We start from the raw sequence: 25,346 nt of genomic DNA, 5'->3' as shown, positions 1-25,346 counted from the left end.
CCCCCGTTCATGGCCACCATCCTGCTCACCGGCGCCGCCGGCTACATTGGCTCCCACACCTGGCTCGCGCTGCAATCCGCGGGCTTCCGGGTGGTGGGGCTGGACGACTTCTCCAACAGCTCGCCGAAGGTGCTGGACCGCCTGCAGTCGCTCAGCGGCCAGGTGCCGGTCTTCGAGCGGGCGAGCATCACCGACGCGGCCGCCCTCGACGCCGTGTTCGGTCGCCATGCGATCGACGCCGTGGTGCATTTCGCGGCGTTCAAGGCGGTGGGTGAATCGGGACAGAAGCCGCTCGACTATTACGCCAACAACATCGGCGGCCTGCTCGCCACCTGCCAGGCCATGCAGCGCCACGGCGTGAAGAAGCTGGTGTTCAGCTCCAGCGCGACGGTGTACGGCGAGCCGCAGTACCTGCCGTACGACGAGTCCCATCCGCTGTCGGCCATCAACGTGTACGGCCGCACCAAGCTCTACGGCGAGCAGATCCTGCGCGACGTGGCCGCCGCCGATCCCGCGTGGTCGGTGGCGTGGCTGCGCTACTTCAACCCGGTGGGTGCCCACGAGAGCGGCCGCATCGGCGAAGACCCGCGCGGCATCCCCAACAACCTCATGCCCTATGTGGCCCAGGTGGCGGTGGGGCGGCGCGAGCATCTGCAGGTGTTCGGCGGCGACTACGACACGCCCGACGGCACGGGGGTGCGCGACTACCTGCACGTGATGGACCTGGCCGACGGCCACGTGGCGGCCCTGCGCCACCTGCTGGACGGCCGCGGCTCGATCACAGCCAACCTGGGCACCGGCCGCGGCCACAGCGTGCTGGAGCTGGTGCAGGCCTACGAGCGCGCCAGCGGCCGCCCTATCCCCTACCGCATCGTCGATCGCCGGCCCGGCGACCTGGCCTCGTCATGGGCCGACCCGCGCGTCGCCCGCGAGCAGCTGGGCTGGCAGACCACGCGCGACCTGGACGCCATGTGCGCCGACAGCTGGCGCTGGCAGAGCGCCAACCCGCAGGGCTACGACTGACCCTCCGTCCCCGACGGGCGAGGGGCCGCCCCCTACAATTCGGCGATGGCCAACCCCGTCACCGAGCTGCTGCTGCCCGCGGCGACCGACCGCTTCATCCTGCTGGCCAACCACGTGCTGTCCAGCGCACCCGCGGCCACCGAGCGCCTGAAGGCCCATGCCGGCCGCCGGCTGCGCGTGGAGGTGGACAACTGGCGCATCCCGCTGCCGCCGCCGCCGCCGCTGACCCTGCGCGTCACCCCGGCCGGCCTGTTCGAAACCGCCGGCCTGCCCGGTGAGCCCGACGCGGCCATGCCGCCCGAGCTGCGCCTGCGCGTGGACGCCGCACGGCCGTTCGAGGCGGCCCGCCGTGTCGCCACCGGCGAGCTGCCGCCGGTGCAGATCGAAGGCGACGTCGCCTTCGCGGCGGACGTGAACTGGGTGGTGGGCAACGTGCGCTGGGACATCGGCGGCGACCTGGAGCGCGTGTTCGGGCCCCTGGTGGCCGGCGGCTTCTCGCAGGTGGGCGACAAGCTGGCCCAGACCGCCCGCACGCTCGCCGAAGGCGCCGCCAGCGTCTGGCGCAAGCCCTGACGGGCGCGGCCCGCGCCATGCGCTTCGTCCTGCGGCTGGTCCGCATCCTCTTCACGTTCTGGCGCTTCGGCGTCGGCGAGATGGCCCTCACCGGGCTGGGGCCCCGGCGCCTGGGGCCGCTGGCCCGCGTGCTCCCGCTGGGCCGGCGCTTCACCGAGCCGCGCGGCGTGCGCCTGCGCCTGGCCCTGGAGCGCCTGGGGCCCATCTTCATCAAGTTCGGCCAGGTGCTGTCCACCCGGCGCGACCTGATGCCGCTGGACGTGGCCGACGAGCTGGCCAAGCTGCAGGACCGGGTGCCGCCGTTTCCTGCGGCCGAGGCACGCGCCATCATCGAGCGCGAGCTGGGCCTGAAGCTGGAGGCGGTGTTCGCCCACTTCGACGACACGCCGGTGGCCAGCGCCTCGGTGGCGCAGGTGCATTTCGCCACCCTGCGCGACGGGAACGAGGTGGCGGTGAAGGTGCTGCGCCCCGGCATGCTGGCCGTGATCGACGACGACCTGGCCATCCTGCACACGCTGGCCCGCTGGGTGGAGCGGCTGTCGGTGGACGGCCGGCGCCTGCGCCCCCGCGAGGTGGTGGCCGAGTTCGACGCCTACCTGCACGACGAGCTCGACCTCGTGCGCGAGGCGGCCAACGCCGCCCAGCTGCGCCGCAACATGGCCGACCTACCGCTGATCATCGTGCCGGAGATGCACTGGGATCTGTGCACGCGCAACGTCTGCGTGATGGAGCGCATGACCGGCGTGCCCATCAGCCAGATCGGCCGCCTGCGCGATGCGGGTGTCGACATCAAGAAGCTGGCCCGCGACGGCGTGACCATTTTCTTCACCCAGGTGTTCCGCGACGGCTTCTTCCACGCGGACATGCACCCGGGCAACATCCAGGTGAGCATCGCGCCCGAGACCTTCGGCCGCTACATCGCCCTCGATTTCGGCATCATCGGCACGCTCACCGAGACGGACAAGGACTACCTGGCGCAGAACTTCATCGCCTTCTTCCGCCGCGACTACAAGCGCGTGGCGGAGCTGCACGTGGAGTCCGGCTGGGTGCCGCCGAACACCCGCATCGATGCGCTCGAAGGCGCGATCCGCGCCGTGTGCGAGCCGCAGTTCGACCGCCCGCTGAAGGACATCTCGCTGGGCCAGGTGCTCATGCGACTGTTCCAGACCTCGCGCCGCTTCAACGTGGAGATCCAGCCCCAGCTGGTGCTGCTGCAGAAGACGCTGCTCAACGTCGAGGGCCTGGGCCGCCAGCTGGACCCCGACCTCGACCTGTGGACCACGGCCAAGCCCTTCCTCGAGCGCTGGATGGACGAGCAGATCGGCGGGCGCGCGCTGTGGCGCCGCCTCAAGGCCGAGGCGCCGCACTACGCCAAGCTGCTGCCCGAGCTGCCGCGCCTGCTGCACGACGCCCTGGCGCGCCAGGCGGGCCAGCGCGCGAGCGACGAGTCGGTGCTGCTGGCGCAGCTCGTGCGTGAGCAGCGCCGCACCAACCGCCTCCTGGGCGGGGTGGCCTGGGGCGCGGTGGGGTTCCTCGCCGGGGCGGTGGTGGCACGGCTGGTGCTTCTCGCCAACGGGGGGTGAACCCCGCGGTCCGGGGGCTGGCGGCCGGACGATAATCCCGCCCGCCTGTGGACCAGCCCCCTCCCTTGCTGTCGGCGCCATGAACACCATCCTCATCACCTTCGTCGTGCTGTACCTCGTCGGCACCCTGGCGCTGGGCGCCTGGGCCGGCACCCGCATCAAGACCACCACCGATTTCGCCATCGCCGGGCGCAGCCTGCCGCTGGTGATGGTGGTCACCACCACCTTCGCCACCTGGTTCGGCGCCGAGACGGTGATGGGCATCCCGGCCCGCTTCGTCCAGGGCGGCCTGGGCGGCATCGTCGAGGACCCGTTCGGCGCCGGCCTGTGCCTGGTGCTCGTGGGCGCCTTCTTCGCCGCGCGCCTGTACCGCCTGAACCTGCTGACCATCGGCGACTTCTACCGCCAGCGCTTCGGCAAGGGCGTGGAGGTGTTCTGCTCCTCGGCCATCATCCTCAGCTACCTGGGCTGGGTGGCCGCGCAGATCACCGCGCTCGGCCTGGTGTTCTCGGTGCTCACCAACGGCGCCATGAGCGAGACCGCCGGCATGATCGTGGGCACGCTGGCCGTGCTCATCTACGTGGTGATCGGCGGCTTCCTGGCCGTGGCCTGGACCGACTTCATCCAGATGATCGTGCTGGTGGTGGGCCTGTCCATCATCGCCGTGTTCGCGGCCGACCTGGCCGGCGGCACCGGCCCGGTGCTGGCCATGGCGCAGAGCAAGGACCTGTTCGCCTTCCTGCCGCCACCCACCTTCACCGACATCGCCATGTTCGTGGGTGCGGCGCTCACCATGATGCTGGGCAGCATCCCGCAGCAGGACGTGTACCAGCGCGTCATGTCCGCCCGCAGCGCCGAGGTGGCCCGCCAGGGGGCCATGATCGGCGGCTTCAGCTACATCCTCTTCGCCTTCGTGCCCATGTTCATCGTGGCCAGCGCCGTGGTGGTGATGGGCGACGAGGCCATGCAGCTGGCCGAGAACGACTACCAGCGCCTGCTGCCCACCTTCGTGCTCACGAAGATGCCGCTGATCATGCAGATCCTGTTCTTCGGGGCACTGCTGTCCGCCATCAAGAGCACCTCGTCGGCCACGCTGCTGGCGCCGTCGACCAGCTTCGTCGAGAACATCCTCAAGAACCTGCGGCCCCACATGAGCGACCGCCAGCAGCTGCTGGCCATGCGCGTGACCATCGTGGTGTTCGCTGCCCTGGTGCTGCTGTACGCCATCGCGATGAAGGGCACCCCCATCTACGACCTGGTGTCCTCGGCCTACCAGGTGACGCTCGTCGGCGCCTTCGTGCCGCTGGTGTTCGGCCTGTACTGGAAGCGTGCCACCACCCAGGGCGCGGTGCTGTCCATTGGTGCGGGCGTGTTCACCTGGCTGGTGTTCTTCCCGCAGGTCAGCGACTTCGGCGAGGCCTTCCCGGGCCAGCTGGCCGGCCTGATCGCCGCCCTCGTGGGCATGGTCGCCGGCTCGCTCGGGCCGCAGATCATGCGCAACCGCCACGAGCCGCACACCCACCACATCGCTTGACGCCCGGGCCGGCCGCCCCCATCTGACGGGGCGCCGGGTGGCCGGCGGCCAGCCATGCCGCCGGCTTATAATTTCACGTTTTGAATCAAGGGTTTGGCCATGCCGATCTACGCTTATCGCTGCGCCGCCTGCGGCCATTCGCGTGACGTGCTGCAGAAGCTGTCCGACGCGCCGCTGACGGTGTGCCCCGCCTGTGGGGCCGAACAGTTCGCCAAGCAACTCACCGCCGCCGGGTTCCAGCTCAAGGGCTCGGGCTGGTACGCGACCGACTTCCGCCACAACGGCGGCGGCTCGGGCGCCCCCGCCGGCAAGCCCGCCGCCGGTGCGGCCGAAGGCGGCGGCTCGTCCGCCAGCAGCGGTGGCGACAGCGCCGCGGCAGCGCCGTCCACGCCCTGCGGCGGCTCCTGCGCCTGCCACTGAGCGCGCGCCGCGTGCCTCCGCCCCTCTCACCGCGCCGGATCCTGCCTTGAAGAAATACCTGCTCGCCGGCCTGCTGACCTGGCTGCCCCTGGCCATCACGGTGTGGGTGCTGCTGTGGGTGCAGGGCCTGCTGGACGGCATGTTCAATGCCTTCCTGCGCGGCGCCGGCGCGGTGCTGCCCGACCCGCTGGCCGGCAGCCTGCAGCAGCTGGGCGAGTGGCCGGGCCTGGGCGTGGTGGTGATGCTCGCGCTGATGCTGCTCACCGGCATGTTCGTCACGAACATGTTCGGCCAGTGGTGGGTGCGCCAGTGGGACGCGCTGCTGCAGCGCATCCCCATCGTCAAGTCGATCTACAGCTCGGTCAAGCAGGTCTCCGACACGCTGTTCTCGAGCAACGGCAACGCCTTCCGCGAGGCCGTGCTGGTGCAGTACCCCCACGCCGGCTCCTGGACCATCGCCTTCGTCACCGGCCGCCCCGGCGGCGAGGTGGCCGGCCAGCTGCCCGGCGAGCACGTGAGCCTGTACGTGCCCACCACGCCCAACCCCACGTCCGGCTTCTTCCTCATGATGCCGCGCACGGCGGTCCGGCCGCTGCAGATGAGCGTGGACGAGGCCCTCAAGTACATCATCTCCATGGGCGTGGTGGCACCGCCGCCGCCTGCGCCCCCGGCCCTGGCCGTGCCGGCCCGGCCGGAGGGGGCCGACCCCAATCGGGCGGGCTGAGACGCCGAGGCTTCCGGCGCTCAGTCCTGAGGGTTGACCACCCCGCCCCGAGCCCGCCATCCCCCTTTTTCCTCGGGCCCGCGCCAGCTTGCCGGGCCCCAACGCTTCGAACCCGAAGCCTGGAGTCATCCCATGCGAACCACCTATTGCGGCCTCGTCAGCGACGCGCTGATGGTCCAGACCGTCACCCTCATGGGCTGGGCCCACCGCCGCCGCGACCATGGCGGCGTGATCTTCATCGACCTGCGCGACCGCGAGGGCCTGGTGCAGATCGTGTGCGACCCGGACCGCCCGGACATGTTCAAGACCGCCGAGGGCGTGCGCAACGAGTTCTGCCTGAAGGTGGTGGGCAAGGTGCGCGCGCGCCCGGCCGGCACCGAGAACGCCAACCTCGTGTCGGGCAAGGTCGAGGTGCTGTGCCATGAGCTCGAGGTGCTCAACGCCTCGGTGACGCCGCCGTTCCAGCTGGACGACGAGAACCTGAGCGAGACCACCCGCCTGACGCACCGCGTGCTGGACCTGCGCCGCCCGCAGATGCAGAAGAACCTCATGCTGCGCTACCGCGTGGCCATGGAGGTGCGCAAGTTCCTGGACGCGCACGGCTTCGTCGACATCGAGACGCCCATGCTCACCAAGAGCACGCCCGAGGGCGCGCGCGACTACCTCGTGCCCAGCCGCGTGCACGACGGCCACTTCTTCGCGCTGCCGCAGTCGCCCCAGCTGTTCAAGCAGCTGCTGATGGTGGCCGGCTTCGACCGCTACTACCAGATCACCAAGTGCTTCCGCGACGAGGACCTGCGCGCCGACCGCCAGCCCGAGTTCACGCAGATCGACATCGAGACCTCCTTCCTGACCGAGGAGGAGATCCGCTCGATGTTCGAGGGCATGATCCGCACGGTGTTCCAGCAGACCATCGGCGTGGAGCTGCCGGCCTACCCGGTGATGACGTACGCGGACGCGATGTTCAAGTACGGCTCGGACAAGCCCGACCTGCGCGTGAAGCTCGAGTTCACCGAGCTGACCGACGTCATGAAGGACGTGGACTTCAAGGTCTTCTCCACGCCGGCCACCACCCGGGGTGGGCGCGTGGTGGCGCTGCGCGTGCCGGGCGGCGGCGACATGAGCCGCGGCGAGATCGACGGCTACACCGAGTTCGTGAAGATCTACGGCGCCAAGGGCCTGGCGTGGGTCAAGGTGAACGACCTGGCCAAGGGCCGCGAGGGCCTGCAGTCGCCCATCGTGAAGAACCTGCACGACGCCGCGCTGAACGAGGTGCTGGCCCGCACCGGCGCCCAGAACGGCGACCTGCTGTTCTTCGGCGCCGACAAGGCCAAGGTGGTCAACGACGCCATCGGCGCGCTGCGCATCAAGATCGGCCACTCCGAGTTCGGCAAGTCGCGCGGGCTGTTCGACGACGTGTGGGCGCCGCTGTGGGTGGTGGACTTCCCCATGTTCGAGCACGACGAGGAGGAGGACCGCTGGAACGCGGTGCACCACCCGTTCACCAGCCCGAAGGACGGCCACGAGGACCTGATGGACACCGACCCCGGTGCCTGCATCGCCAAGGCCTACGACATGGTGCTCAACGGCTGGGAGCTCGGTGGCGGCTCGATCCGCATCCACCGCGCCGAGGTGCAGAGCAAGGTGTTCACGGCCCTGAAGATCTCGCCGGACGATGCCAAGGTGAAGTTCGGCTTCCTGCTCGACGCGCTGCAGTACGGCGCGCCGCCGCACGGCGGCCTGGCCTTCGGCCTGGACCGCCTGGTCACCCTCATGACCAAGGCCGAGTCCATCCGCGACGTGATCGCCTTCCCCAAGACGCAGCGCGCCCAGTGCCTGCTGACCGGGGCGCCCAGCATGGTGGACGAGAAGCAGCTGCGCGAGCTGCACATCCGCCTGCGCAACGCGGCGGCGGCGGCCTGACATGCAGGTGGCCCGGCGCTGGTGGCGAGCCAGCCGGCCGGGCTTCCTGCTGGTCACGCTGAGCGCGGTCGCCGCGGGCATCGCGCTCACCCAGGCCTGCGGCCGCGGCTGGGATGCCCCCGCCGCGGCCGGCACGGTGGTGCTGGCCCTGCTCACCCACGCCGCGGTCAACCTCTACAACGACTACGGCGACGCGGTGGGCGGCTCCGACGCCATCAACACCGACCGCCTCACGCCCTTCTCGGGCGGCTCGCGCGCCATCCAGGACGGCGTGTTCAGTGCGGCCCAGATGCGCGAGGCCGCGCTGCGACTGGGGCTCGTGGTCGTGGGCGGTGGCCTGGTGCTGGCCGCCCGCGCCGGCCCCGGCCTGCTGCTGGTGGGCGCCGCCGGCCTGGCGCTGGGCTGGGCCTATTCCAGCCCGCGCACCGCGCTGATGTCGCGCGGCTGGGGCGAGCCCGCCGTGGCCGCCGGCTGGTGGCTGATCGTGGTGGGCGCGGACCACGTGCAGCGCCAGGGTTTGAGCGCCGTGGCGGCAGTCGCGGGCGTCAGCCCGGCGCTGCTGGTGGCCGCCATCCTATGGACCGCCGAGTTTCCCGATGCCCGCGCCGATGCGGCCGTGGGCAAGCGCACCTGGGTGGTCCGGCTGGGGCCGCAGGCCGCGGCCATCGCCTACGCCGGCATCGTCACCACCGCGCACCTGTGGCTGGCGGCCTGGTGGTGGGTGGACTGGCTGCCGTTCACCGCCTGGTGGGCGCTGGGCAGTGCGCCGCTCTCGCTGGCGGCCGCGGCGCTGCTGTGGCGCCATGCGCGGGCGCCACAGCGCCTGGGGCCCGCCATCGCGCTGTCGATCGCCGCGGCCGTGGCGCACGCGGGCCTGCTGGCGGCCGCGTCGGTGGCGGTGGCGCGTCTGCGCTGAGCCGACGGCCCGCGCGCAGGCGGGCGCGGCTCAGGCCCGCCCGTGCTTGGTCTCGAAGCGGATGCCCATGGCCTGCAGCAGCGGGGTGCGCAACTGGCCGCCCGCACAGATGATCACCGCGTCGGCCGCCACGTGCTGGGCCCGGCCCTGGGCGTCGGTGAGCGCCACCACGTGGGGCTCGATGCCCTGCACCTGGCTGCCCAGCCAGAGCTGCACGCGCCCGGCCGCCGCCAGCGCCTGCAGCCGCTCGCGGTTCCGGCCCTTGACGCGTGAGAAGGCCTCGCCGCGGTAGGACAGTGCCACGCGGGTGCCGGCTGTCTCGGCCAGCGCGATCGCGGCCTCCAGCGCGCTGTCGCCGCCGCCCACCACCAGCACGGCCTGGCCGGCGTACTGCGCCGCGTCGATCAGCCGGTACACCACATGCGCCGCGTCCTCGCCCGGCACACCGAGCGTGCGCGGGGTGCCCCGGCGCCCGATGGCCAGCAGCACCTGGCGCGCACGGTGCTCGCCGCGGCTGGTGCGCACGCGAAAGCCGCCCTCCGGCGCCGGCGCGATGCCGTCCATGCGCTCGCCATAGCCCACGGCCAGGCCGAAGCGCTGCACCACGTCCTGCCAGAACGCGAGCAGCGTCTCCTTGCTGACCTCGGTGAAGCGCACCCGGCCGACCAGGGCCAGCTGCACCGGCGCGGTCATGGCCACCTTCTGGCGGGGGTAGTGGAAGATGGCGCCGCCCAGCGACGGCTCCTGCTCGATGACGCGGTAGCGCAGGCCCAGCGCCTGCGCGCTGAGCGCGGCCGACAGGCCCGCCGGGCCGGCGCCCACGATCAGCGCGTCGAGCATGCCCTCGTCCGGCGTGCCGGCCGTGCGGGCACGGGCGGCCATGGCCTCCATCGCCTGGCGGCCCTGCTCGGCTGCCTTGCGGATCAGGCCCATGCCTCCCAGCTCGCCGGCGATGAAGAGGCCGGGCACGTTGGTCTCGAACTGCGGGCTCAGCAGCGGGATGTCCACGCCCCGTCGGGCGGCGCCGAACACCAGCGAGATGGCGTCGAAGGGACACGCGGCATGGCAGGCCCCGTGGCCGATGCAGGCCGAGGCGTTGACCAGCGTGGCCTTGCCGCCCACCAGGCCCAGCGCCTGCTCCGGGCAGGCGGCGGCACAGCTGCCCGAGCCGATGCAGCGGGCGGGGTCGATCACCGGGTGCAGCGACGCCGGCTCGGCCAGCCCGGCGGCCTGCGCGTCGGCCAGGGCCGCGGCGTGGGTGCGCTCCCGCCGGCCGCGCCACCACAGGTGGGCACCCACGGCGAGCGCGGGCAGCACCCCGTAGACGAGCACCACGCTGCCGTCCATGGCCCTGCCGCCAGCCGTTCAGCGCACGGTGTCGGCGATGACCAGCGAGAGGCCGCTGGCGCCCGGCGACAGCGGGGCGCTCAGCACTTCCAGGTCGCCCGGTTGCGGCATGGCCTGCCCGGACTTGGACACCCGGGCGCCCACCACCACGCGGCTGGCCTGGCTGAGCCGCGCCTGCGGCGTCATGGCCTGCGAGTCGTCGAGCGTGAACTCGAAGGGCAGGTCGCGCACGCGCTTCTTCACGATGGCCAGCGGCATGCGTGAGCCTTCGGCGGCGCGGGCGAAGACGAACACCGTGTCGTCGGGCGAGACCTGGCCGGCCAGGGCCGGCGACAGGGCGACCCGGCCGCGCAGGGTGGCGCCCGGCGCGGCGGCGGGCGCCGGCCCGTTGGCCGGCGCGGTGGCCGGTGTGGTGGCCGGTGTGGTGGCCGGTGCGGCGCCGCCGCCGGCGAGCGCACGCGCTTCGGCCACGCCCGCGCGGGCCTGCTCCACCAGCGCGCTGTCGGCGGGGCCCACGCGCACCGCCTCGTTCCAGTGGCGCTGCGCGGTGGCGTAGTCGCCGCGCTCGAAGGCGATGGTGCCCGCCAGCAGCAGCGCCTTGAGGTTGGCCGGGTCGGCGGACAGGGCCTGCTGCACCAGGCGCGCCGGCTCGCCCTCGAAGCGGCGCTCCTGGGTCATGGCCAGGGCATCGGCCAGGTCGGCCAGCGCCTGGGCGTGCTGCGGCTCCAGCGCGAGCACGCGCCGGAACGCGGCGATGGCCGGCTCGAAGCGGCCCAGCACCGCATAGCTGCGGCCCAGCATCAGCCAGCCGTCCACGTTCTGCGGCTCCTGCTCCAGGCGGCGGGCCAGGTTGGCGACCATGTCCTCCACCTGCGCAGCGGCCATCGGGTGCGGCGAGGAGGCGGCACCTTCAGGGGCCGCGGCGGCGCCCTCGCCCTGGGCCAGGGGCGGGCCGGCCGGGCGCTCGCCGGGCCCGGTGGACCAGCCTTCGGCGGTGCCCAGCCACACCGCCCCCGCCGCGGTGAAGACGACGACGAAGGCGGCGATGCCGGCCAGCAGGCGGCGCGAGGGGCGGGCGCCTGCGGGGGCGGCGGGCCCGGCCGCGGCCGGGCCGGTGGCGCCGGCCCCGGGCAGGGGGGCCATCACCGCGTCCACCAGGCGCTTCTCCAGCGCCGCGCGTGCCTGGTGCGCCGCGTCCTCGGACAGCGTGCCGGCGGCGCGCAGCTCGTCGATCTGGCGGATCTGGCGCTTCAGGTCTTCCACGGAATCAGCGGGCATCGTGCGGGCGGTCAGGGGAGGGGAAGGGAGGGGACAGGGGGTCGTCGGCGTCCGGCAGCTCCGCGTCGAAGGCGGTGTCGGGCAGGCGCTGGCGGCGGCGCAGCACGGCCATCAGCACGCCCAGGCCCAGCAGCATGAGCAGCGCCGGGCCGCCCCACAGCAGGGCGGTGCGGGCGTTCAGCGGCGGGCGGTACAGCACGAACTCGCCGTAGCGGTCGGTCATGAAGCCGCGCACCTCGTCGGGCGTGCGGCCGGCCCGCAGCTGGTCGCGGATCTGGTCGCGCAGGTCGGCGGCCAGCTCGGCATGGGAATCGGCCACGGTCTGGTTCTGGCACACCACGCAGCGCAGCTCGTTGGCGATGGCCATCATGCGCGCTTCCAGGGCGGGGTCGTCCGCCGCGGGGCGGGCCTGGCCCGCCGAGAGGGGGGCCGAGGCCGCGGGGGCCTGGGCGAAGGCCACGGAGGCGGCCACCATCCCGGCCGCGCACAGGGCCCCGAGCGTGGCCGCCCGCAGGCCCCGCCACGTGGCGGGCCGGGCGGGGAGCAGAAGCGGTGTCGTCATGCGGCCAACCGCTTGAGCAGCGGCTCCAGGTCGTTGCGGATCACGTCGGGGGTGAGCGGGCCGATGTGCTTGTAGCGCACGACGCCCTGGCGGTCGATCACGAAGGTCTCGGGCACGCCGTACACGCCGTAGTCCAGGCCGATCCGGCCTTCGGGGTCGAACAGCGAGTCGGTGTAGGGGTTGCCGAAGCGCTGCAGCCAGGCGCCACCGGCGGCGCGCTCGTCCTTGTAGTTCAGGCCGATGAGCGCCACGGCGGGCTGGCGGCGGGCAAAGTCGACCAGCAGCGGGTGCTCCTCGCGGCAGGCACCGCACCAGGACGCCCACACGTTGAGCACCCACACCCGGCCGAGCAGGTCCTCGCGCCGCAGCGTCTTGTCGGCGTCGGCCAGCGTCGGCGCGGCGAAGGCCGGCGCCGGCTTGTCGATCAGCGGCGAGGGCACCTCGCGCGGGTTGAGGGTGAGGCCCACGGCCAGGAAGATGACGAGGGCCAGGAAGACCCCCAGCGGGATGAGTGTGCGTGCCTTCACGCGGCACCTCCTTGCGCAGTGGGCAGGGCCGATGGTGGGGTGGCCGCCGTGCGGCTCTCGGCGCGGCGCGCGCTGCGGTAGCGCCGGTCGCTGGCTGCCAGGGCGCCGCCCAGCGACATCACCACGCAGCCCAGCCAGATCCAGGCGATCAGCGGCTTGACCTGCAGGCGCAGCGTCCAGCTGCCGTCGTCCTGCGGCTCGCCCAGCGACACGTAGAGGTCACGCGCCAGGTTGCTGTGGATGGCGGCCTCGGTCATCGGGTTGCGCTGCACCTGGTAGACGCGCTTCTCGGGCTGCAGCTCGGCCAGCACCTGGTCGCCGCGCAACACCGTCACGCGGCCCTGCATGGCGGCGTAGTTCGGGCCCTGCACCGGCACCGCGCCCTCGAACCGGAACGCGTAGCCGCGCAGCTCGGCGGTCTGGCCGGGGGCCATGCGCACGTCCAGCTCCTGCTCGTGGGTGCGCACGCCGGTGACGCCGGCGATGAACATCGCCACGCCCAGGTGGGCCACCCACATGCCGGCCAGCGCCCGGCTGACCTGGCGCGGCTGGCGTCGCCAGGCCCAGGCATCCACCAGCACGCCGGCGGTCACCCAGGTGGCCAGGGCATAACCCGCGATGGACCAGGCGGAGGCCCGTCCGGCGATCACCGCGGTGGCGGCGGGCACCACGACCGTGGCCACGGCCGCCCAGCGCAGGCGGCTGGCCAGCGAGGGCAGCGCGTCGCCCTTCCAGCGCGCCAGCGGCCCCACGCCCAGCATCACCATCAGCGGTGCCATCAGCCAGCGGAACACGGTGTCGAAGTAGGGCGGGCCCACGCTGATCTTGCCCAGGCCCAGCGCGTCCAGGAACAGCGGGTACATGGTGCCCAGCAGCACCGCGCCGGTGGCGGTGATGAGCAGCACGTTGTTGAGCAGCAGCGAGGTTTCCTTGGACACGGTGGCGAAGCGCTGGCCCAGGCCCACCGAGGACGCGCGCACGGCATACAGCATCAGCGAGGCGCCCACCACCACCACCAGGAAGGCCAGGATGAACAGGCCGCGGCGGGGGTCGGTGGCGAAGGCATGCACCGAGGACAGCACGCCGGAGCGCACGAGGAAGGTGCCCAGCAGCGACAGCGAGAACGCCAGGATGGCCAGCAGCACCGTCCAGGCCTTGAAGCTGCCGCGCTTCTCGCTGACGGCCAGCGAGTGGATGAGCGCCGTGCCCACCAGCCAGGGCATGAAGGAGGCGTTTTCCACCGGGTCCCAGAACCACCAGCCGCCCCAGCCCAGCTCGTAGTAGGCCCAGGCGCTGCCCAGCGCGATGCCGAGGGTGAGGAAGATCCAGGCGGCGATGGTCCAGGGGCGCGACCAGCGCGCCCAGGTGGCGTCCAGCTGCCCGCCCAGCAGGGCGGCGATGGCGAAGGCGTAGGCCACCGAGAAGCCCACGTAGCCCATGTAGAGCATGGGCGGGTGGAACACCATGCCCGGGTCCTGCAGCAGCGGGTTCAGGTCGCGACCGTCGGCCACCGCCGGCAGCAGGCGCTCGAAGGGGTTGGAGGTGAGCAGCATGAACAGCAGGAAGCCCGCCGACACCCACGCCATGACGCCCAGCACGCGCGCCACGAACACCATGGGCAGGGCGCGGCTGAAGGCCGCCACCGCCGCCATCCAGCCGGCCAGCATGGTCACCCACAGCAGCAGCGAGCCCTCGTGGCCGCCCCAGGTGCCGGCGACGCGGTAGGCCAGCGGCAGCCGGCTGTTGGAGTTGGCCGCCACGTAGAGCACGGAGAAGTCGTGCCGCACGAAGCTGGCCACCAGGGCGAGGAAGGCCGCGCCCACCAGGGCGGCCTGCAGCGCGGTGAGCGGGCGGGCGAGCGCCATCCAGTCGTCGCGCCCGCGTTGCGCGCCGGCCAGCAGCAGCGTGCCCTGCACCAGGGACAGCGCGAGGGCCAGGATCAGGGCCAGCTGGCCCAGTTCGGGAATCATCGGGGGGCTCCCGTCTGCAAGGTGGGTGCGGACTGCGGCTGGCCGCCCGGGTGGCCGGCCTGCTTCAGCGCCTCGGCGGCCTCGGGCGGCATGTAGTTCTCGTCGTGCTTGGCCAGCACCTCGCGCGCCACGAACACGCCGTCGGGGCCCAGCAGCCCCTGGGCGACCACGCCCTTGCCTTCCTTGAACAGGTCCGGCAGCAGGCCCTGGTAGCGCACCGGGATCTCCCGGGCGGTGTCGGTGACGATGAAGCGGATCTCCACGCCGTCACGCTCCACGCTGCCGGCCTTGACCAGGCCGCCGAGGCGGAAAGTGCGCTGCGTGGGCGCCTCGCCGGCGGCCACCTGGGTGGGCGAGAAGAAGAACACCAGGTTGCTCTGGAAGGCGTTCAGCACCAGGGCGGTGGCGGCACCGAGGGCCACCACCACGCCGGCCACGATGGCCAGCCGCTTGCGGCGGGGCGTCATGGCGCGGCCTCCAGGGCGTCGAGCGCGTCGCGCCGGCTGCGGCGCACGCGGGCGTGCACAGCCAGGCCTTCGGCGACCAGCAGCACGAGGGCAGGAAGGTAGGCGCCCCACACGAAGAGCGCGTGGCCCTGCGTGGAGAACAGCCAGTCAAGGGATGCCATGGGGGACGGCCTTTCGTCGGTCAAGCGTCGTCGCGGTCGGAGCCGCCGGCGGCGAGGTGGGGCTCCTGCGCGAAGCTGATGGCCCGGGCGCGGGTGAGGGCGGCGGCGATCGCCTGGGCCCAGCACGCCACGGTGGCCAGGGCCAGCGCGAGCAGCATGGTGCGCGCCATCGTCGGCGCGGCGGTGAGGCTGATGGACGCGCCCTGGTGCAGCGTGTTCCACCACTTCACCGAGAAGTAGATGATGGGCACGTTGAGCGCACCGACGAGCGCCAGCATGGCGCCGGCCTGGGCGGCGCGGCGGTCGTCGTCGATGGACTCCACCAGCGCCAGGTAGCCCAGGTACAGCAGCAGCAGGATCAGCTCGGAGGTCAGCCGCGCGTCCCACACCCACCAGGCGCCCCAGGTGGGCTTGCCCCACACCGCGCCGGTCCACAGGGCGATGGCGGTGTACAGCGCGCCGGTGGGGGCCAGCGCGCGGGCCAGGCGCGAGGCCATGCGCACGTTCCAGACCCAGCCCACCACCGCCCACAGGGCCATGGCGAGGTAGCACACCATCGACAGCCAGGCCGCGGGCACGTGGATGAACAGGATGCGGTAGGCCTGGCCCTGGGTGGCGTCCACCGGGGCCACCACGAAACCCACGTACAGCGCGGCCAGGCCCGCGACCACCGCCACCCCCCAGCACCACGGCACCAGGGCGCGCGCCAGGCGCTCGAAGCGGGCCGGCGAGGCGAACTGCGTCCAGCCGTAGCGGGGACGGCCGGCGGCCAGGGGTGCGGGCGAGGTCGAGAGGGTCACGTTCACTCCATCGCGATGCGCAGGGCGGCGGCCGTCAGCGGCGGCGCGCCCAGCGCGGTCAAGATCAGCAGGGCGCCCTGCAGCGACAGCGCGGCCTGGGCCGGCTCGCCGTTGAGCGCCGCCAGCACCGCGCCGCTGCCGAAGACCAGCGTGGGCATGGCCAGCGGCAGCACCAGCAGGTAGACCAGCGCGCTGCCGTGGCGCAGGCCCAGCGAGAGCGCCGCACCCAGTGCGCCCAGCAGCGCCATCACGGGCGTGCCCAGCAGCAGGCTGAGGCCCAGCACGCCGGCGGCGTCCGGGGGCAAGCCGAAGGCCAGCCCGGCCAGCGGGGACAGCAGCACCAGCGGTGCGCCGCCCAGCAGCCACTGCGCCAGCACGCGCTCGCCCACCAGCCGCACCAGCGGGCGCTGGCCGACCAGCATCTGCTCCAGCGAGCCGTCGGCCAGGTCGCTGGTGAACATGGCGTGCAGCGCCAGCAGCATCGACAGCAGGGCACAGGCCCACACCACGCCCGGCGCCACGCGGCGCAGCAGGGCGGGCTCGGCGCCCAGGCCCAGCGGAAACAGGCTCAGCGCAGCCAGGAAGAACGCCAGCGGCAGCAGCCAGCCCACGCGCTGGCGGGCGGCCACGCGCAGGTCGCGCCCCAAGACGCCCAGCCGGGCATCGCGGCCGGACGGGGCGGTGGCGCGCCCGCGCACGGGCTCGGCCAGGGGGGCCGCCCGCTTGCGCAGGGACGGCGCCGCGCTCATGCCGCCACCCCCAGGTGCAGCTCGTCCAGCGCCAGCCGGGGCAGCGCGGTGTGGCTGGTCATCAGCACGGCGCCGCCCCGCGCGGTGTGGGCTTCGATCCAGCGCTCGAAGCGCGCCACGCCGTCGGCGTCCAGCGCATCCAGCGGCTCGTCGAGCAGCCAGGTGCGCGGCTGCTCGTCGAGCCACAGGCGGGCCAGGGCCACCTTGCGCCGCTGGCCCTGGGACAAGGTGCCGACCACCGCCTGCGCGCGGCCGCTGAGCCCGGCGTCCGCCAGCGCCTGCGCCAGCCGCTCGGGCGGCAGGGCCGGGCTGCCCGGGTCGGCGTCCAGCGCGGCCAGCACGCCGAGCGCTTCGGCCACGCGCAGCTCGGCCTTCAGGCCGTTGGCGTGGCCCACGAAACGCAGCCGCCCGCGTGCCGGCGGCGACAGCCGGTGCACGGGCACGCCGCCGAAGTGCGCGGCGCCCTCGGCCGGGTGCGCGAGCCCGGCCAGGATGCGCAGCAGGCTGGTCTTGCCGCAGCCGTTGGGCCCGCGCAGCCACAGGGCCTGCCCGGGGGCCAGGCGCAGCTCGAAGCCCGTGAACAGGCGCCGCTGGCCGCGGCGGCAGCCCAGGGCCTGGGCCCGCAGCACGCCCGCCTCGTCGCCGCCGCCGTGGGCAGCGGGGGCGGCGCGCGGGGGCAGCACGTGGGGGGAGGCGGGGGAGGGCGAAGGCATGGACTTGTCCGGCGTCAAGCGCATTCTGGCGGCGCCGGGGGCCTCTCGGCCCTGAAATGGGTCAAGTTTGCGGCGTCGGGGGCGTCAGAAATCGAGCCGGTAGCCCAGCGCGTAGTACAGGCGGGTGGCCTTTTCGTCCTGGCCGGCGCTGCGGCTGTCGCTCAGCTCGGCGTTGACCTTGGCCTCCAGCATCCAGCGCGGGCCGCCACGCCAGGTCAGGCGCAGGCCCGGGGACCAGCGGGTGGTCGTGATGCCCGAGGGGCCGTCCTGCTGGTACAGCCGCAGGGCCGGCTCCACCTGCCAGCGTTCGGCCAGCACCGACAGGTGGTTGTACGAGGCCAGCCAGCCGGTGTAGTCGGGGCCCCGCACCCCGGTGACGTTGAGCACGTGGGTGTCCCGCTCGGAATACAGGTGGGTGCCGATGGCCTGCACACTGGCCGTCCAGATGTGGCCGGTGGCCGGAATGCCCTCGGGCAGGAGGCCGGGCACCGGGGCGATGGCGCCCACGCTGGTCAGGCGCAGGTCGGCCCCCACCTGCCAGTGGTCGCTCAGGGGTGTCGTCACCTCCAGCAAGCCCTGGGTGGCGTAGGCGGTGGTGTCGCGCACCTGCTGGCGCAGGGTGTCCAGCGTGCGGCCGTCGCGCAGCAGGTCGGTCAGGCGCCGGGGCAGCACGGTGGCCGTGGGGTCGGGGAAGAACAGGGCGTTGCCCAGCATCAGCATCGGCGTGGCGCGGCGGTCGTACAGCACGTTGACGACGGTGTTGCCCTCGCTCGTCCAGGTGCCCTGCAGCGAGGCGATGTTGACGCCCTGCAGCGTGGTGTCCATCTCGAACTGCGAGAACACCGAGACACCGGGCTGGAAGAAGCGCAGGTCGGCGCCGACGGCGCGGCGGTCCACCTCGCCGTCGATGCGCTGCTCGATCGCGTAGGCGCTGCCGCCCAGGCCAGGCAGCACCGATTCGGCGTCCAGCGACAGGCCGTAGAAGTGGCGCCGCGTGTCCAGCAGCTTCTCGGTGGGCTGGCCGGCCACGAGGTTGAGCTTCCACTTGGGCACGAAGCTCCAGCCCAGCAGGGCGCCGTCGAAGCGGCCGAGCACGCCGCCGCCCAGGCCCGATTGCCGACCCACGCGCGCCGACAGGCCCGGGCCCGTCTCGCGCCAGTCCAGGTACAGCGAGGACAGCTTGTTCTCGTCCGCCTCGCCGGGCATGAAGTGGGTGGCGAAGCTGTCGCGGAACACGAAGCGCACGTCGCGCTCGTCGGTCTTCATGCGCCAGTTGAGGTCCACGCTGGTCAGCAGCTGCTTCTGGTCCACCGCGTCCAGCGTCTCGTCGGAGATGACCACCGGCAGCTGGCCGTCCAGCGGCGTGTCCTTCAGCTGCGTGCGCGTGCGCGAGTTGCCGCCGTACCCGTACTGGGACACGGCACCGATGAGTTGGGTGTTGGCCGGCCTGGCGGCCGGCGCCGGCGCATCGGCCCCCCGCGCAGCGGCCGGGTCGGCGTCGCCCGCGGGCAGGCCCGCCAGCGTCAGGCGGGCCTGCTCGGCGTCGGGCCCCTCGGGGTACAGGCGCAGGAACAGCTCGAGCTCGCGGCGCGCACCGGCCGTGTCGCCATCGGCCAGGCGGGCCTGGGCGACGAGCGCCTGGGCGGTGCGCGTGTGCCGGTGCGGCGGCAGGTTCAGCGCCTCGTTGAGCGTCTCGATGGCCAGCCCGGCCTGGCCCTGCGCCAGCGCCGCGCGGGCCTGCGCCAGCAGCTCGGCGCCACGGGCCTCCACCTGGGCGTCCAGCGAGGCGGCGCCTTCGACCACGGGCACCGCGGGGGCGGGCGCGGCGGCCGGGCGCGCCGCCGCCGGCGGCAGCAGCCGGTCGCCCAGACCGGGCAGCACCAGGTCCAGGCTGCGCCGGTCGCCGCCCGCACGCACCTTGAACGGCGCGGGCGGCACCAGGCGCACCACCAGGCGGCGGTCGGTGTCGGTGTGGCCGCCTTCCTCGGTGAGGGTGATGCGCGGGATGCCGTCGCCGCCCAGCGTGCGGCGCTCGCCGTCCAGGTAGCGCGGCTTGTCGCGGCTGGGCACCACGTCGTAGATGATCTGCACCAGGTCGTTGGAGCTGGCGGCCACGGAGCGCCGGTACTGCACCGGCACGTTGAAGCGCACGGTCACGACGGCGTCGGCGCCTTCGCGGCGCAGCTCGACGTCCTCGATCACCTGTGCCTGCGCGGTGGCGGCGCCGAGCGTGGTCCAGGCGGCGGTGGCCAGGGCGGCGGCGAGCCGCGTGCGGCCCAGGGTGGGGTGGATGTGCATGGGTTCCCTCCGGTGCGGTATGTCAGTCCCACTCGACGTAGGTCTTGCCCTTGTCGCCCAGCGGCCGGTGGCAGCCGGATTCCGAGCAGTCCAGCGGCGTGCGCCCGCGGGCTTCGTGGGTGAGCGACTTCTTCTCCATGTCGCCCAGGGTGTTGGTGCCGCTGGCATGGCAGCTCTTGCACCAGCCGGCGCCGCCGCCCAGGCTGCCGTTGTGGTTCATGCGCATCGCGCCCCAGCTGCGGGTGCTGGTGTGGCAGGCCCTGCAGTCGAGCGTGCTGCCGTTGAGCAGCTGCGCCTCGGGGATGTGGTTGGTCGGCTTGGCCTGCAGGCCCTGGCTGACGTAGGCACCCGTGTGGCAGGTCTTGCAGGCCTGGGCGGACACGGCGCCATGGTTCATGGTGACCGAGGTGGACCACGCCGCCTGCGAGCGGTGGCAGCTGTCGCACTTGGCGGTGGCCACCTGGATGGGCACATGGTTGGCGGGCTTGCCGGTGGCCAGCGTGCCGTTGTGGCAGCTGTCGCAGGTGCCCGACCCCACCTGGTTGCCCGGTGCGTGCTGGTAGTTCACGTGGCTCCAGCTGGCGGTGGACTTGTGGCAGCTCTCGCAGGTGGCGACACCGGTGTGGATGGCGTCCGCCGGCTTGCCGCGCGCGGCCAGGTAGCCGCCCGTGTGGCAGGTGGCGCACTGGGTGCTGGTGCTGAAGTTGGCGTGGAAGCGGCCCGGCACCCAGGTGCTGGTGCCGGCCTTGTGGCAGGCATCGCAGTTGGCGCTGGCGCTCACCGCCACCAGGGCATACGGGATGTGGTTGGCGGGCTTGCCATCGGCCGGCGGGTAGGTGCCGGTGTGGCAGCTGGCGCATTGCGCCGTGACCACGACTTGCGTGTGGTTCCACTTGGTCGGCTTCCAGGCCGTCACGCCGTGGCAGGCGTAGCAGTTGGTGGCACCCACCGGGATGTGGTTGGACGGCTTGCCCGGTGCGCTGCTGCCGTTGTGGCAGCTGGCGCAGTGGGTGTTGGCATTGAAGCCGCCGTGGTCCACGTTCGCGTGGGTCCAGCTGGTGGTGTTGTGGCAGTTCTCGCAGGGGGTCACGCCGGCATGCACCGGGGTGGCAGGCTTGCCGCGCGCGCCCAGGTAGCTGCCGGTGTGGCAGGTGGCGCAGGCGGTGCCCACGCTGAAGCTGGTGTGGAAGCGCGCCGGACTCCAGCTGGCGTAGCCGGCCTTGTGGCAGGCGTCGCAGTTCGCCGAGGCCGACGCCTGCACCAGGGCGTAGGGGATGTGGTTGGCGGGCTTGCCGTCGGCCGGCGGGTAGGTGCCTGTGTGGCAGCTGGCGCAGCGCGCCGTCACGACCACCTGGGTGTGGTTCCACTTGGTGGGCTTCCAGGCGGTGACGCCGTGGCAGGCGTAGCAGTTCGTCAGCCCCACCGGCACGTGCGTGGCGGGCTTGCCGGGGGCGCTGCCGCCGTTGTGGCAGCTGGCGCAATTGGTGCTGCTGTTGAACCCGCCATGGTCCACGCCGTTGGTGGTCCAGGTGCCGGTGGTGTGGCAGTTCTCGCAGGTCGTGGCCGTGGCGTGCAGGGCGTCGGCCGGCTTGCCGCGGGCGCCGCCATAACTGCCGGTGTGGCAGGTGGCGCACTGGTTGCTGATGCTGAAGCCGGCATGCAGCCGCGCCGGGGTCCAGCTGCTGAAGCCTGCCTTGTGGCATGCGTCGCAGTTCGCACTGGCCGTCACCGACACCGCGGTATACGGCACGTGCGTGGCGGGCTTGCCGTCCGCGGGCGGGAAGCTGCCCGTGTGGCAGCTCGCGCACTGGGCCGTGACCACCACCTGGGTGTGGTTCCACTTGCTGGGCTTCCAGGTGGTGACACCGTGGCAGGCGAAGCAGTTGGTGCTGCCCACGGGCACGTGCGTGGCGGGCTTGCCCGGCGCGCTGCTGCCGTTGTGGCAGCTGGTGCAGTTGGTGCTCGCGTTGAACCCCGCGTGGTTGACCTGAGCGGTGTTCCAGCTTGCCGTGGTGTGGCAGCTCTCGCAGGTGGTGGCGCTGGCGTGCAGGGCATCGGCCGGCTTGCCGCGTGCCCCGGTGAAGCTGCCGGTGTGGCAGGTGGCGCACTGGGTGCTGGCGGTGAAGCTCGTGTGGAAGCGCGCGGGCGTCCAGCTCGTCGTGCCCGCCTTGTGGCAGGCGTCGCAGTTGGCGCTGGCCGACACCGCCACGGCCGTGTAGGGGATGTGGGTGGCGGGCCTGCCGTCGGCGGGCGGGTAGCCGCCGGTGTGGCAGCTGGCGCATTGGCCGCTGACCACGAGCTGGCTGTGGTTCCACTTGGTGGGCTTCCAGGCGTTCACGCCATGGCAGGAGGGGCACGTGGCGGTGCCCACCGGCATGTGGGTGGCCGGCTTGCCGCTGGCCTGGCTGCCGTTGTGGCAGCTGGTGCACACCGTGGACGGGCCGAAGCCGCTGTGGTCGGGGCGCGCGCCCGCCCAGGTGCCGGTGCCGTGGCAGCTGTCGCAGGCCGCGGTGGTGGGCAGGTGGTCGCGGGGCTTGCCCACGGCGACCTGGCCGTTGTGGCAGCTCGCGCAGCTGCCCGTTGCCACCCCCAGGTGGTTGAAGCGCGCGCCGTCGAAGCGCCGCGTGTCGTGGCAGCTGTCGCACGCCGCGGTGGTCGGCAGGTGCTGCGCGCCCATCACGGTGTTGTTGCGCGCCAGCCGGGCGCCGGCGGTGTGGCAGCTGGCGCAGTCCTTCGGGGTGCCCTTGAACACGCCGTTCAGGTGGCAGGACTCGCAGCGTGACGACGTGTGGGCACCGGTCAGCGCGAAGCCGGTGGCTGTGTGGTCGAAGTCGCGCGCGGTGGACGCGGGCGCCGGGGCGGCCTGCGCCGGCCAGGCGGCCCAGAGCGCTCCGGCGCCCAGCAGGGCCAGCAGCCACCCCGTGAGGGCGGCGACGAGGAAGCGGCGCAGGGTCATGATCCCCCTCCGGAGGGCGGTGGGCTGGCGGCCGGGCCGGGCCGTGCCATGCCCGGGCGGCGTGATCGCATCTCGGCCCAGCGGGCCGTGGTGTGGCAGGTCTGGCAATCGCGGCCGAAGGCACCGTCGTGGCGGTCGTCCCCCTGATGGCAGGCGATGCAGGCGGTGCCCACGGGCGCGACCGGCTGTCGGGCAGGCGCGGGCTGGCGGTGGCAGTCGGCGCAGCGCAGGCGGGCGTGCGCGCCCTCCAGCGGCCAGCGGGCGCGCGTGGCATGGTCGTAGCGCACCAGGGCCCATGCGCGGGCGTTGTGGCAGCTGTCGCAGGCGGTGCCGAGCCGACCCTGGTGGGTGTCGTCGCGGCGGTGGCAGCCCGCGCAGTCGCGCGCGGCGTCGTGGAAGCGCGCGTTCGTGTGGCAGGCGTCGCAGCGCGCCTGCAGGTGGGCGCCCACCAGCGGGAAGCGGGCGCGGCGGTGGTCGAAGGGCGGTTCGCCCGGGCCGCGCGCCCAGCGCTGCTCGCCATGGCAGCTGCCGCAGCGCTCGCCCAGCTGGCCTTCGTGGCGGTCGTCGCGGCGGTGGCAGGCCACGCACTCGGTGGGTCGGCCGCGGTATTCGGCCAGCCCGGTGTGGCAGGCGCTGCAGGCGGCCCGGTCGTGCGCGCCCCTCAGCGGCCAGCGCGTGGCGCCGTGGTCGAAGCGCGGGATCTTCCACTGGCGCTCGCCATGGCAGGCGCCGCAGGCCGTGCCGACCGTGCCGCGGTGCTTGTCGTCGGCGGCATGGCAGGCGACGCAGTCGCGCGGGGCGTCGCGGTAGTGCTTGCCGCGGTGGCAGGCGGCGCAGGTGGCCTGGGCGTGGCGGCCCAGCAGCGGGAAGCGGCTGCGGTCGTGGTCGAAGCGGCCAACGCGCTTCCAGCCGGAGGCGTCGTGGCAGCTGGCGCAGTCGTTGCCCAGCGTGCCGCGGTGGGCATCGTCGCCGCGGTGGCAGCTGGCGCAGTCGCTCGCCGGGTGGTCGCGGTACAGGGCATCGGGCTGCGTGCCGGTGTGGCAGGCGTCGCAGCGTGCCTGGCGGTGCCGGCCCTGCAGCGCGTAGCGCGTGTCGCGGTCATGGTCGAAGCGGGTGGCGCGCCACGACGACGCGTCGTGGCAGGTGTCGCAGCGTTCGCCGTAGCGCGCCTTGTGGCCACGCTTCATGTCGTCGTCGCGGTGGCAGCCGATGCAGGCCTCGGGGGCGGCGTCGTGCGGTTCGCCGCGCCGGTGGCAGCCGTCGCAGGTGGCGTCACGGTGCTTGCCCAGCAGCGGGAAGCGCGTGCCGGCGTGGTCGAAGCGCGTTTCCGTCCAGCGGGTGTCGGTGTGGCAGTCGGCACAGCGCGGGCCCAGCTTGCCGCGGTGGGTATCGTCGCCGCGGTGGCAGGCCACGCAGTCCTGGGGCGCCTCGCGCCAGCGCTGGCCCGGCCGGTGGCAGGCGGCGCAGTCGGCCACGCGCGCATGCGCGCCGCGCAAGGGCCAGTCGGTGGCGCGGTGGTCGAAGCGGCGGGTGTCGAGCGGCGCGACCACGGCGTCACGCCCCTTGTGGTCGGTGTGGCAGCTGCGGCAGGCCTGGGGCGGCTGCCGGCCGTGCCAGCCGCGGCGGGCCTGGAGGTCGCGGGCCACGTCCTCGTGGCAGTCCAGGCACTTGCCATCCTGCGCCGCGCGGTCGAAGCGCACATGGCAGCGCTGGCACTGGTCCTCCACCTTGGCGTGGCCGCGGATCACCGGCCCGGGCGACAGCGCGGATTCCAGGCCCTGCGCCCCGGCGGTGCCCGGCGCCAGCAGCGCCAGTGTGCACAGGATCGCGGCCAGGCCATGCGACAGCCATGCCATTCCGCGCTCAGTACGCGTGCACCGCGACGACGTGCACGAGCGCGCACACGACCATCACCACCACGAACGGCAGGTGCAGCACGTGCCACAGCGCCAGCAGGCGTTCCCAGGCCTGCCAGCGCGCCACCGCCAGGGTGTGCGCGATGTGCTGCGCGGCCAGCGCCCGCCACCCGGCGCGCGCGCGGCGGCGGCGCGTGTCGTCCAGGTCGCTGGCCTCGGCCAGGGCCTGGTCGATGAGCCGGCCGGTGGTGCGGCGGGCCCGGTGCGCCAGGCGGCGGGTGGTCCACAGCACGGCCAGGGGGCCCCGACCGGCGCCCGCCGTGGCCTCGCGCTCGAAGGCCATGAGCCCGTCCAGCACCCGGGGGGCCAGGCCGAAGGAGCCGGCCAGGCGGGCGTGCGTGGCATCCAGGCGCCCGCGCAGTTCGCCCAGGTCGGCCCGGCGGCCGTCCAGGCCGCGGTGCACCTGCACATAGAGATAGCGCCCCACCACCCCGCTGGCCACCACCACCGCCATGGACAGCAGGGCGACGGTGGCGTTGACCGAGCCCAGCCGGAAGCCGCAGTGCACGAGGATCAGCCACGGGCCGGCGAGCCCCATGGCCATGTGGAAGACGAACCAGCCGCGCGTGCGGCCCACGCGCTGCAAGGCGCGCCAGCGCTTGCGCAGCGGGTAGGCGAAGAGGCTGAGCATGGCCACGCCGCCCGCCACGCCCAGCCAGTAGGCCAGGTCCGCATTGCCATGCCGGCGCAGGACCTCGCCCGCCGCCCACGCCGCCGCGAGCCCCCCCATCCCGGCCACCCCGGCCACCCCGGCGGCCACCCAGCCGGGCGCGCCGCGGCCCCGGGCGCGCGCCACGGCGGACCGGCCTGGGGCGGGCGGGGCGGACAGGGAGGAAGGGCCGGGCATGGCGCGCAGTATAAATGTGCAAACAGCACATTTGGCGTGAAATAGTGAAGCGCCCGCGT

Annotated in this window: 22 protein-coding genes; 8 read left to right on the top strand and 14 right to left on the bottom strand. The window is 73.4% G+C overall.

All coding sequences use genetic code 11. The features are described 5' to 3' along the window. The first annotated feature begins 9 nt into the window (after positions 1–9). From galE to ACE3UN_RS09210, 8 genes are all read left to right on the top strand, one after another. Positions 10–1,023 (top strand): UDP-glucose 4-epimerase GalE, encoded by a 1,014-nt coding sequence (gene galE, locus ACE3UN_RS09245; protein ID WP_374674641.1) that lies wholly within the window; start codon positions 10–12, stop codon positions 1,021–1,023. A 45-nt stretch (positions 1,024–1,068) separates the two neighbouring features. Next, a complete protein-coding gene (locus ACE3UN_RS09240; RefSeq protein WP_374674640.1) occupies positions 1,069–1,596 on the top strand; it encodes a hypothetical protein in 528 nt (175 codons plus the stop codon). A gap of 17 nt (positions 1,597–1,613) precedes the next feature. Beyond that, a complete protein-coding gene (ubiB, locus tag ACE3UN_RS09235; protein ID WP_374674639.1) occupies positions 1,614–3,179 on the top strand; it encodes a ubiquinone biosynthesis regulatory protein kinase UbiB in 1,566 nt (521 codons plus the stop codon). A gap of 79 nt (positions 3,180–3,258) precedes the next feature. Further along, positions 3,259–4,713 carry a sodium:solute symporter family protein gene (locus tag ACE3UN_RS09230; RefSeq protein WP_374674638.1) on the top strand — a complete coding sequence of 485 codons (1,455 nt, stop codon included), beginning with the start codon at positions 3,259–3,261 and terminating at the stop codon, positions 4,711–4,713. Positions 4,714–4,812: 99 nt separating this feature from the next. After that, entirely contained in the window at positions 4,813–5,133 is a 321-nt protein-coding gene (locus tag ACE3UN_RS09225; protein WP_374674637.1) for an FmdB family zinc ribbon protein, read from the top strand. Between the two features lie 46 nt (positions 5,134–5,179). Beyond that, positions 5,180–5,857, top strand: coding sequence for a DUF502 domain-containing protein (locus tag ACE3UN_RS09220; RefSeq protein WP_374674636.1), 678 nt, complete (start codon positions 5,180–5,182; stop codon positions 5,855–5,857). A 132-nt stretch (positions 5,858–5,989) separates the two neighbouring features. Next, complete coding sequence (gene aspS / locus ACE3UN_RS09215; protein ID WP_374674635.1) at positions 5,990–7,780, top strand: aspartate--tRNA ligase; 1,791 nt, start codon at positions 5,990–5,992, stop codon at positions 7,778–7,780. A gap of 1 nt (position 7,781) precedes the next feature. After that, positions 7,782–8,696 (top strand): prenyltransferase, encoded by a 915-nt coding sequence (locus ACE3UN_RS09210; protein ID WP_374674634.1) that lies wholly within the window; start codon positions 7,782–7,784, stop codon positions 8,694–8,696. A gap of 30 nt (positions 8,697–8,726) precedes the next feature. On the opposite strand, the gene ACE3UN_RS09205 is transcribed toward ACE3UN_RS09210, so the two are convergent. The 14 genes from ACE3UN_RS09205 to ACE3UN_RS09140 form a co-directional block, all read right to left on the bottom strand. Further along, positions 8,727–10,043: an NAD(P)-binding domain-containing protein gene (locus ACE3UN_RS09205; protein WP_374674633.1), complete on the bottom strand. Its 1,317-nt coding sequence runs from the start codon at positions 10,041–10,043 to the stop codon at positions 8,727–8,729. A gap of 18 nt (positions 10,044–10,061) precedes the next feature. Further along, the gene (locus tag ACE3UN_RS09200; RefSeq protein ID WP_374674632.1) at positions 10,062–11,321 is read right to left on the bottom strand and encodes a tetratricopeptide repeat protein; all 1,260 of its coding nucleotides are present in this window, start codon (positions 11,319–11,321) and stop codon (positions 10,062–10,064) included. After that, positions 11,311–11,883, bottom strand: coding sequence for a cytochrome c-type biogenesis protein CcmH (locus ACE3UN_RS09195; RefSeq protein WP_374674631.1), 573 nt, complete (start codon positions 11,881–11,883; stop codon positions 11,311–11,313). Before ACE3UN_RS09195 ends, ACE3UN_RS09200 begins: the two co-directional genes overlap by 11 nt. Continuing rightward, positions 11,880–12,410, bottom strand: a complete 531-nt coding sequence (locus ACE3UN_RS09190; protein ID WP_374674630.1) for a DsbE family thiol:disulfide interchange protein — start codon at positions 12,408–12,410, stop codon at positions 11,880–11,882. Before ACE3UN_RS09190 ends, ACE3UN_RS09195 begins: the two co-directional genes overlap by 4 nt. Next, the gene (locus ACE3UN_RS09185) at positions 12,407–14,380 is read right to left on the bottom strand and encodes a heme lyase CcmF/NrfE family subunit (RefSeq protein WP_374674629.1); all 1,974 of its coding nucleotides are present in this window, start codon (positions 14,378–14,380) and stop codon (positions 12,407–12,409) included. Before ACE3UN_RS09185 ends, ACE3UN_RS09190 begins: the two co-directional genes overlap by 4 nt. Next, positions 14,377–14,847, bottom strand: coding sequence for a cytochrome c maturation protein CcmE (ccmE, locus tag ACE3UN_RS09180; RefSeq protein WP_374674628.1), 471 nt, complete (start codon positions 14,845–14,847; stop codon positions 14,377–14,379). Before ccmE ends, ACE3UN_RS09185 begins: the two co-directional genes overlap by 4 nt. Further along, positions 14,844–15,008 carry a hypothetical protein gene (locus ACE3UN_RS09175; RefSeq protein ID WP_374674627.1) on the bottom strand — a complete coding sequence of 55 codons (165 nt, stop codon included), beginning with the start codon at positions 15,006–15,008 and terminating at the stop codon, positions 14,844–14,846. The genes ccmE and ACE3UN_RS09175 overlap by 4 nt, the downstream gene beginning before the upstream one ends. 20 nt (positions 15,009–15,028) lie before the next feature. After that, positions 15,029–15,814, bottom strand: a complete 786-nt coding sequence (ccmC, locus tag ACE3UN_RS09170; protein WP_374674626.1) for a heme ABC transporter permease CcmC — start codon at positions 15,812–15,814, stop codon at positions 15,029–15,031. Beyond that, positions 15,811–16,557: a heme exporter protein CcmB gene (ccmB, locus tag ACE3UN_RS09165; RefSeq protein ID WP_374674625.1), complete on the bottom strand. Its 747-nt coding sequence runs from the start codon at positions 16,555–16,557 to the stop codon at positions 15,811–15,813. Before ccmB ends, ccmC begins: the two co-directional genes overlap by 4 nt. After that, positions 16,554–17,270, bottom strand: a complete 717-nt coding sequence (ccmA, locus tag ACE3UN_RS09160; protein ID WP_374674624.1) for a cytochrome c biogenesis heme-transporting ATPase CcmA — start codon at positions 17,268–17,270, stop codon at positions 16,554–16,556. The genes ccmB and ccmA overlap by 4 nt, the downstream gene beginning before the upstream one ends. 84 nt (positions 17,271–17,354) lie before the next feature. Continuing rightward, positions 17,355–19,568, bottom strand: a complete 2,214-nt coding sequence (locus ACE3UN_RS09155) for a tol-pal system YbgF family protein (protein WP_374674623.1) — start codon at positions 19,566–19,568, stop codon at positions 17,355–17,357. Positions 19,569–19,590: 22 nt separating this feature from the next. Beyond that, a complete protein-coding gene (locus ACE3UN_RS09150) occupies positions 19,591–22,524 on the bottom strand; it encodes a cytochrome c3 family protein (RefSeq protein ID WP_374674622.1) in 2,934 nt (977 codons plus the stop codon). Further along, on the bottom strand, positions 22,521–24,380 hold the full coding sequence (locus ACE3UN_RS09145) for a cytochrome c3 family protein (protein WP_374674621.1): 1,860 nt from the start codon (positions 24,378–24,380) through the stop codon (positions 22,521–22,523). The genes ACE3UN_RS09150 and ACE3UN_RS09145 overlap by 4 nt, the downstream gene beginning before the upstream one ends. Positions 24,381–24,387: 7 nt before the next feature. Continuing rightward, complete coding sequence (locus ACE3UN_RS09140; RefSeq protein WP_374674620.1) at positions 24,388–25,287, bottom strand: hypothetical protein; 900 nt, start codon at positions 25,285–25,287, stop codon at positions 24,388–24,390. Between the last annotated feature and the right edge of the window lie 59 nt (positions 25,288–25,346).

This window comes from Ideonella sp., from assembly GCF_041918995.1.
In the GTDB taxonomy this organism is placed as follows: Bacteria; Pseudomonadota; Gammaproteobacteria; order Burkholderiales; family Burkholderiaceae_C; genus Ideonella.
This window is presented reverse-complemented; position numbering and strand designations above follow the sequence as displayed.

Excerpts from the sequence above, each read along its gene's own strand:
- aspS (WP_374674635.1), top strand. The coding sequence starts at position 5,990 with ATGCGAACCACCTATTGCGGCCTCGTCAGCGACGCGCTGATGGTCCAG.
- ACE3UN_RS09145 (WP_374674621.1), bottom strand. The coding sequence starts at position 24,380 with ATGGCATGGCTGTCGCATGGCCTGGCCGCGATCCTGTGCACACTGGCG.
- ACE3UN_RS09175 (WP_374674627.1), bottom strand. The coding sequence starts at position 15,008 with ATGGCATCCCTTGACTGGCTGTTCTCCACGCAGGGCCACGCGCTCTTC.
- ubiB (WP_374674639.1), top strand. The coding sequence starts at position 1,614 with ATGCGCTTCGTCCTGCGGCTGGTCCGCATCCTCTTCACGTTCTGGCGC.
- ACE3UN_RS09140 (WP_374674620.1), bottom strand. The coding sequence starts at position 25,287 with ATGCCCGGCCCTTCCTCCCTGTCCGCCCCGCCCGCCCCAGGCCGGTCC.
- ACE3UN_RS09200 (WP_374674632.1), bottom strand. The coding sequence starts at position 11,321 with ATGCCCGCTGATTCCGTGGAAGACCTGAAGCGCCAGATCCGCCAGATC.
- ACE3UN_RS09155 (WP_374674623.1), bottom strand. The coding sequence starts at position 19,568 with ATGCACATCCACCCCACCCTGGGCCGCACGCGGCTCGCCGCCGCCCTG.
- ACE3UN_RS09185 (WP_374674629.1), bottom strand. The coding sequence starts at position 14,380 with ATGATTCCCGAACTGGGCCAGCTGGCCCTGATCCTGGCCCTCGCGCTG.
- galE (WP_374674641.1), top strand. The coding sequence starts at position 10 with ATGGCCACCATCCTGCTCACCGGCGCCGCCGGCTACATTGGCTCCCAC.
- ccmA (WP_374674624.1), bottom strand. The coding sequence starts at position 17,270 with ATGCCTTCGCCCTCCCCCGCCTCCCCCCACGTGCTGCCCCCGCGCGCC.
- ACE3UN_RS09225 (WP_374674637.1), top strand. The coding sequence starts at position 4,813 with ATGCCGATCTACGCTTATCGCTGCGCCGCCTGCGGCCATTCGCGTGAC.
- ACE3UN_RS09230 (WP_374674638.1), top strand. The coding sequence starts at position 3,259 with ATGAACACCATCCTCATCACCTTCGTCGTGCTGTACCTCGTCGGCACC.
- ACE3UN_RS09240 (WP_374674640.1), top strand. The coding sequence starts at position 1,069 with ATGGCCAACCCCGTCACCGAGCTGCTGCTGCCCGCGGCGACCGACCGC.
- ACE3UN_RS09210 (WP_374674634.1), top strand. The coding sequence starts at position 7,782 with ATGCAGGTGGCCCGGCGCTGGTGGCGAGCCAGCCGGCCGGGCTTCCTG.
- ACE3UN_RS09150 (WP_374674622.1), bottom strand. The coding sequence starts at position 22,524 with ATGACCCTGCGCCGCTTCCTCGTCGCCGCCCTCACGGGGTGGCTGCTG.
- ccmB (WP_374674625.1), bottom strand. The coding sequence starts at position 16,557 with ATGAGCGCGGCGCCGTCCCTGCGCAAGCGGGCGGCCCCCCTGGCCGAG.
- ACE3UN_RS09205 (WP_374674633.1), bottom strand. The coding sequence starts at position 10,043 with ATGGACGGCAGCGTGGTGCTCGTCTACGGGGTGCTGCCCGCGCTCGCC.
- ccmE (WP_374674628.1), bottom strand. The coding sequence starts at position 14,847 with ATGACGCCCCGCCGCAAGCGGCTGGCCATCGTGGCCGGCGTGGTGGTG.
- ACE3UN_RS09195 (WP_374674631.1), bottom strand. The coding sequence starts at position 11,883 with ATGACGACACCGCTTCTGCTCCCCGCCCGGCCCGCCACGTGGCGGGGC.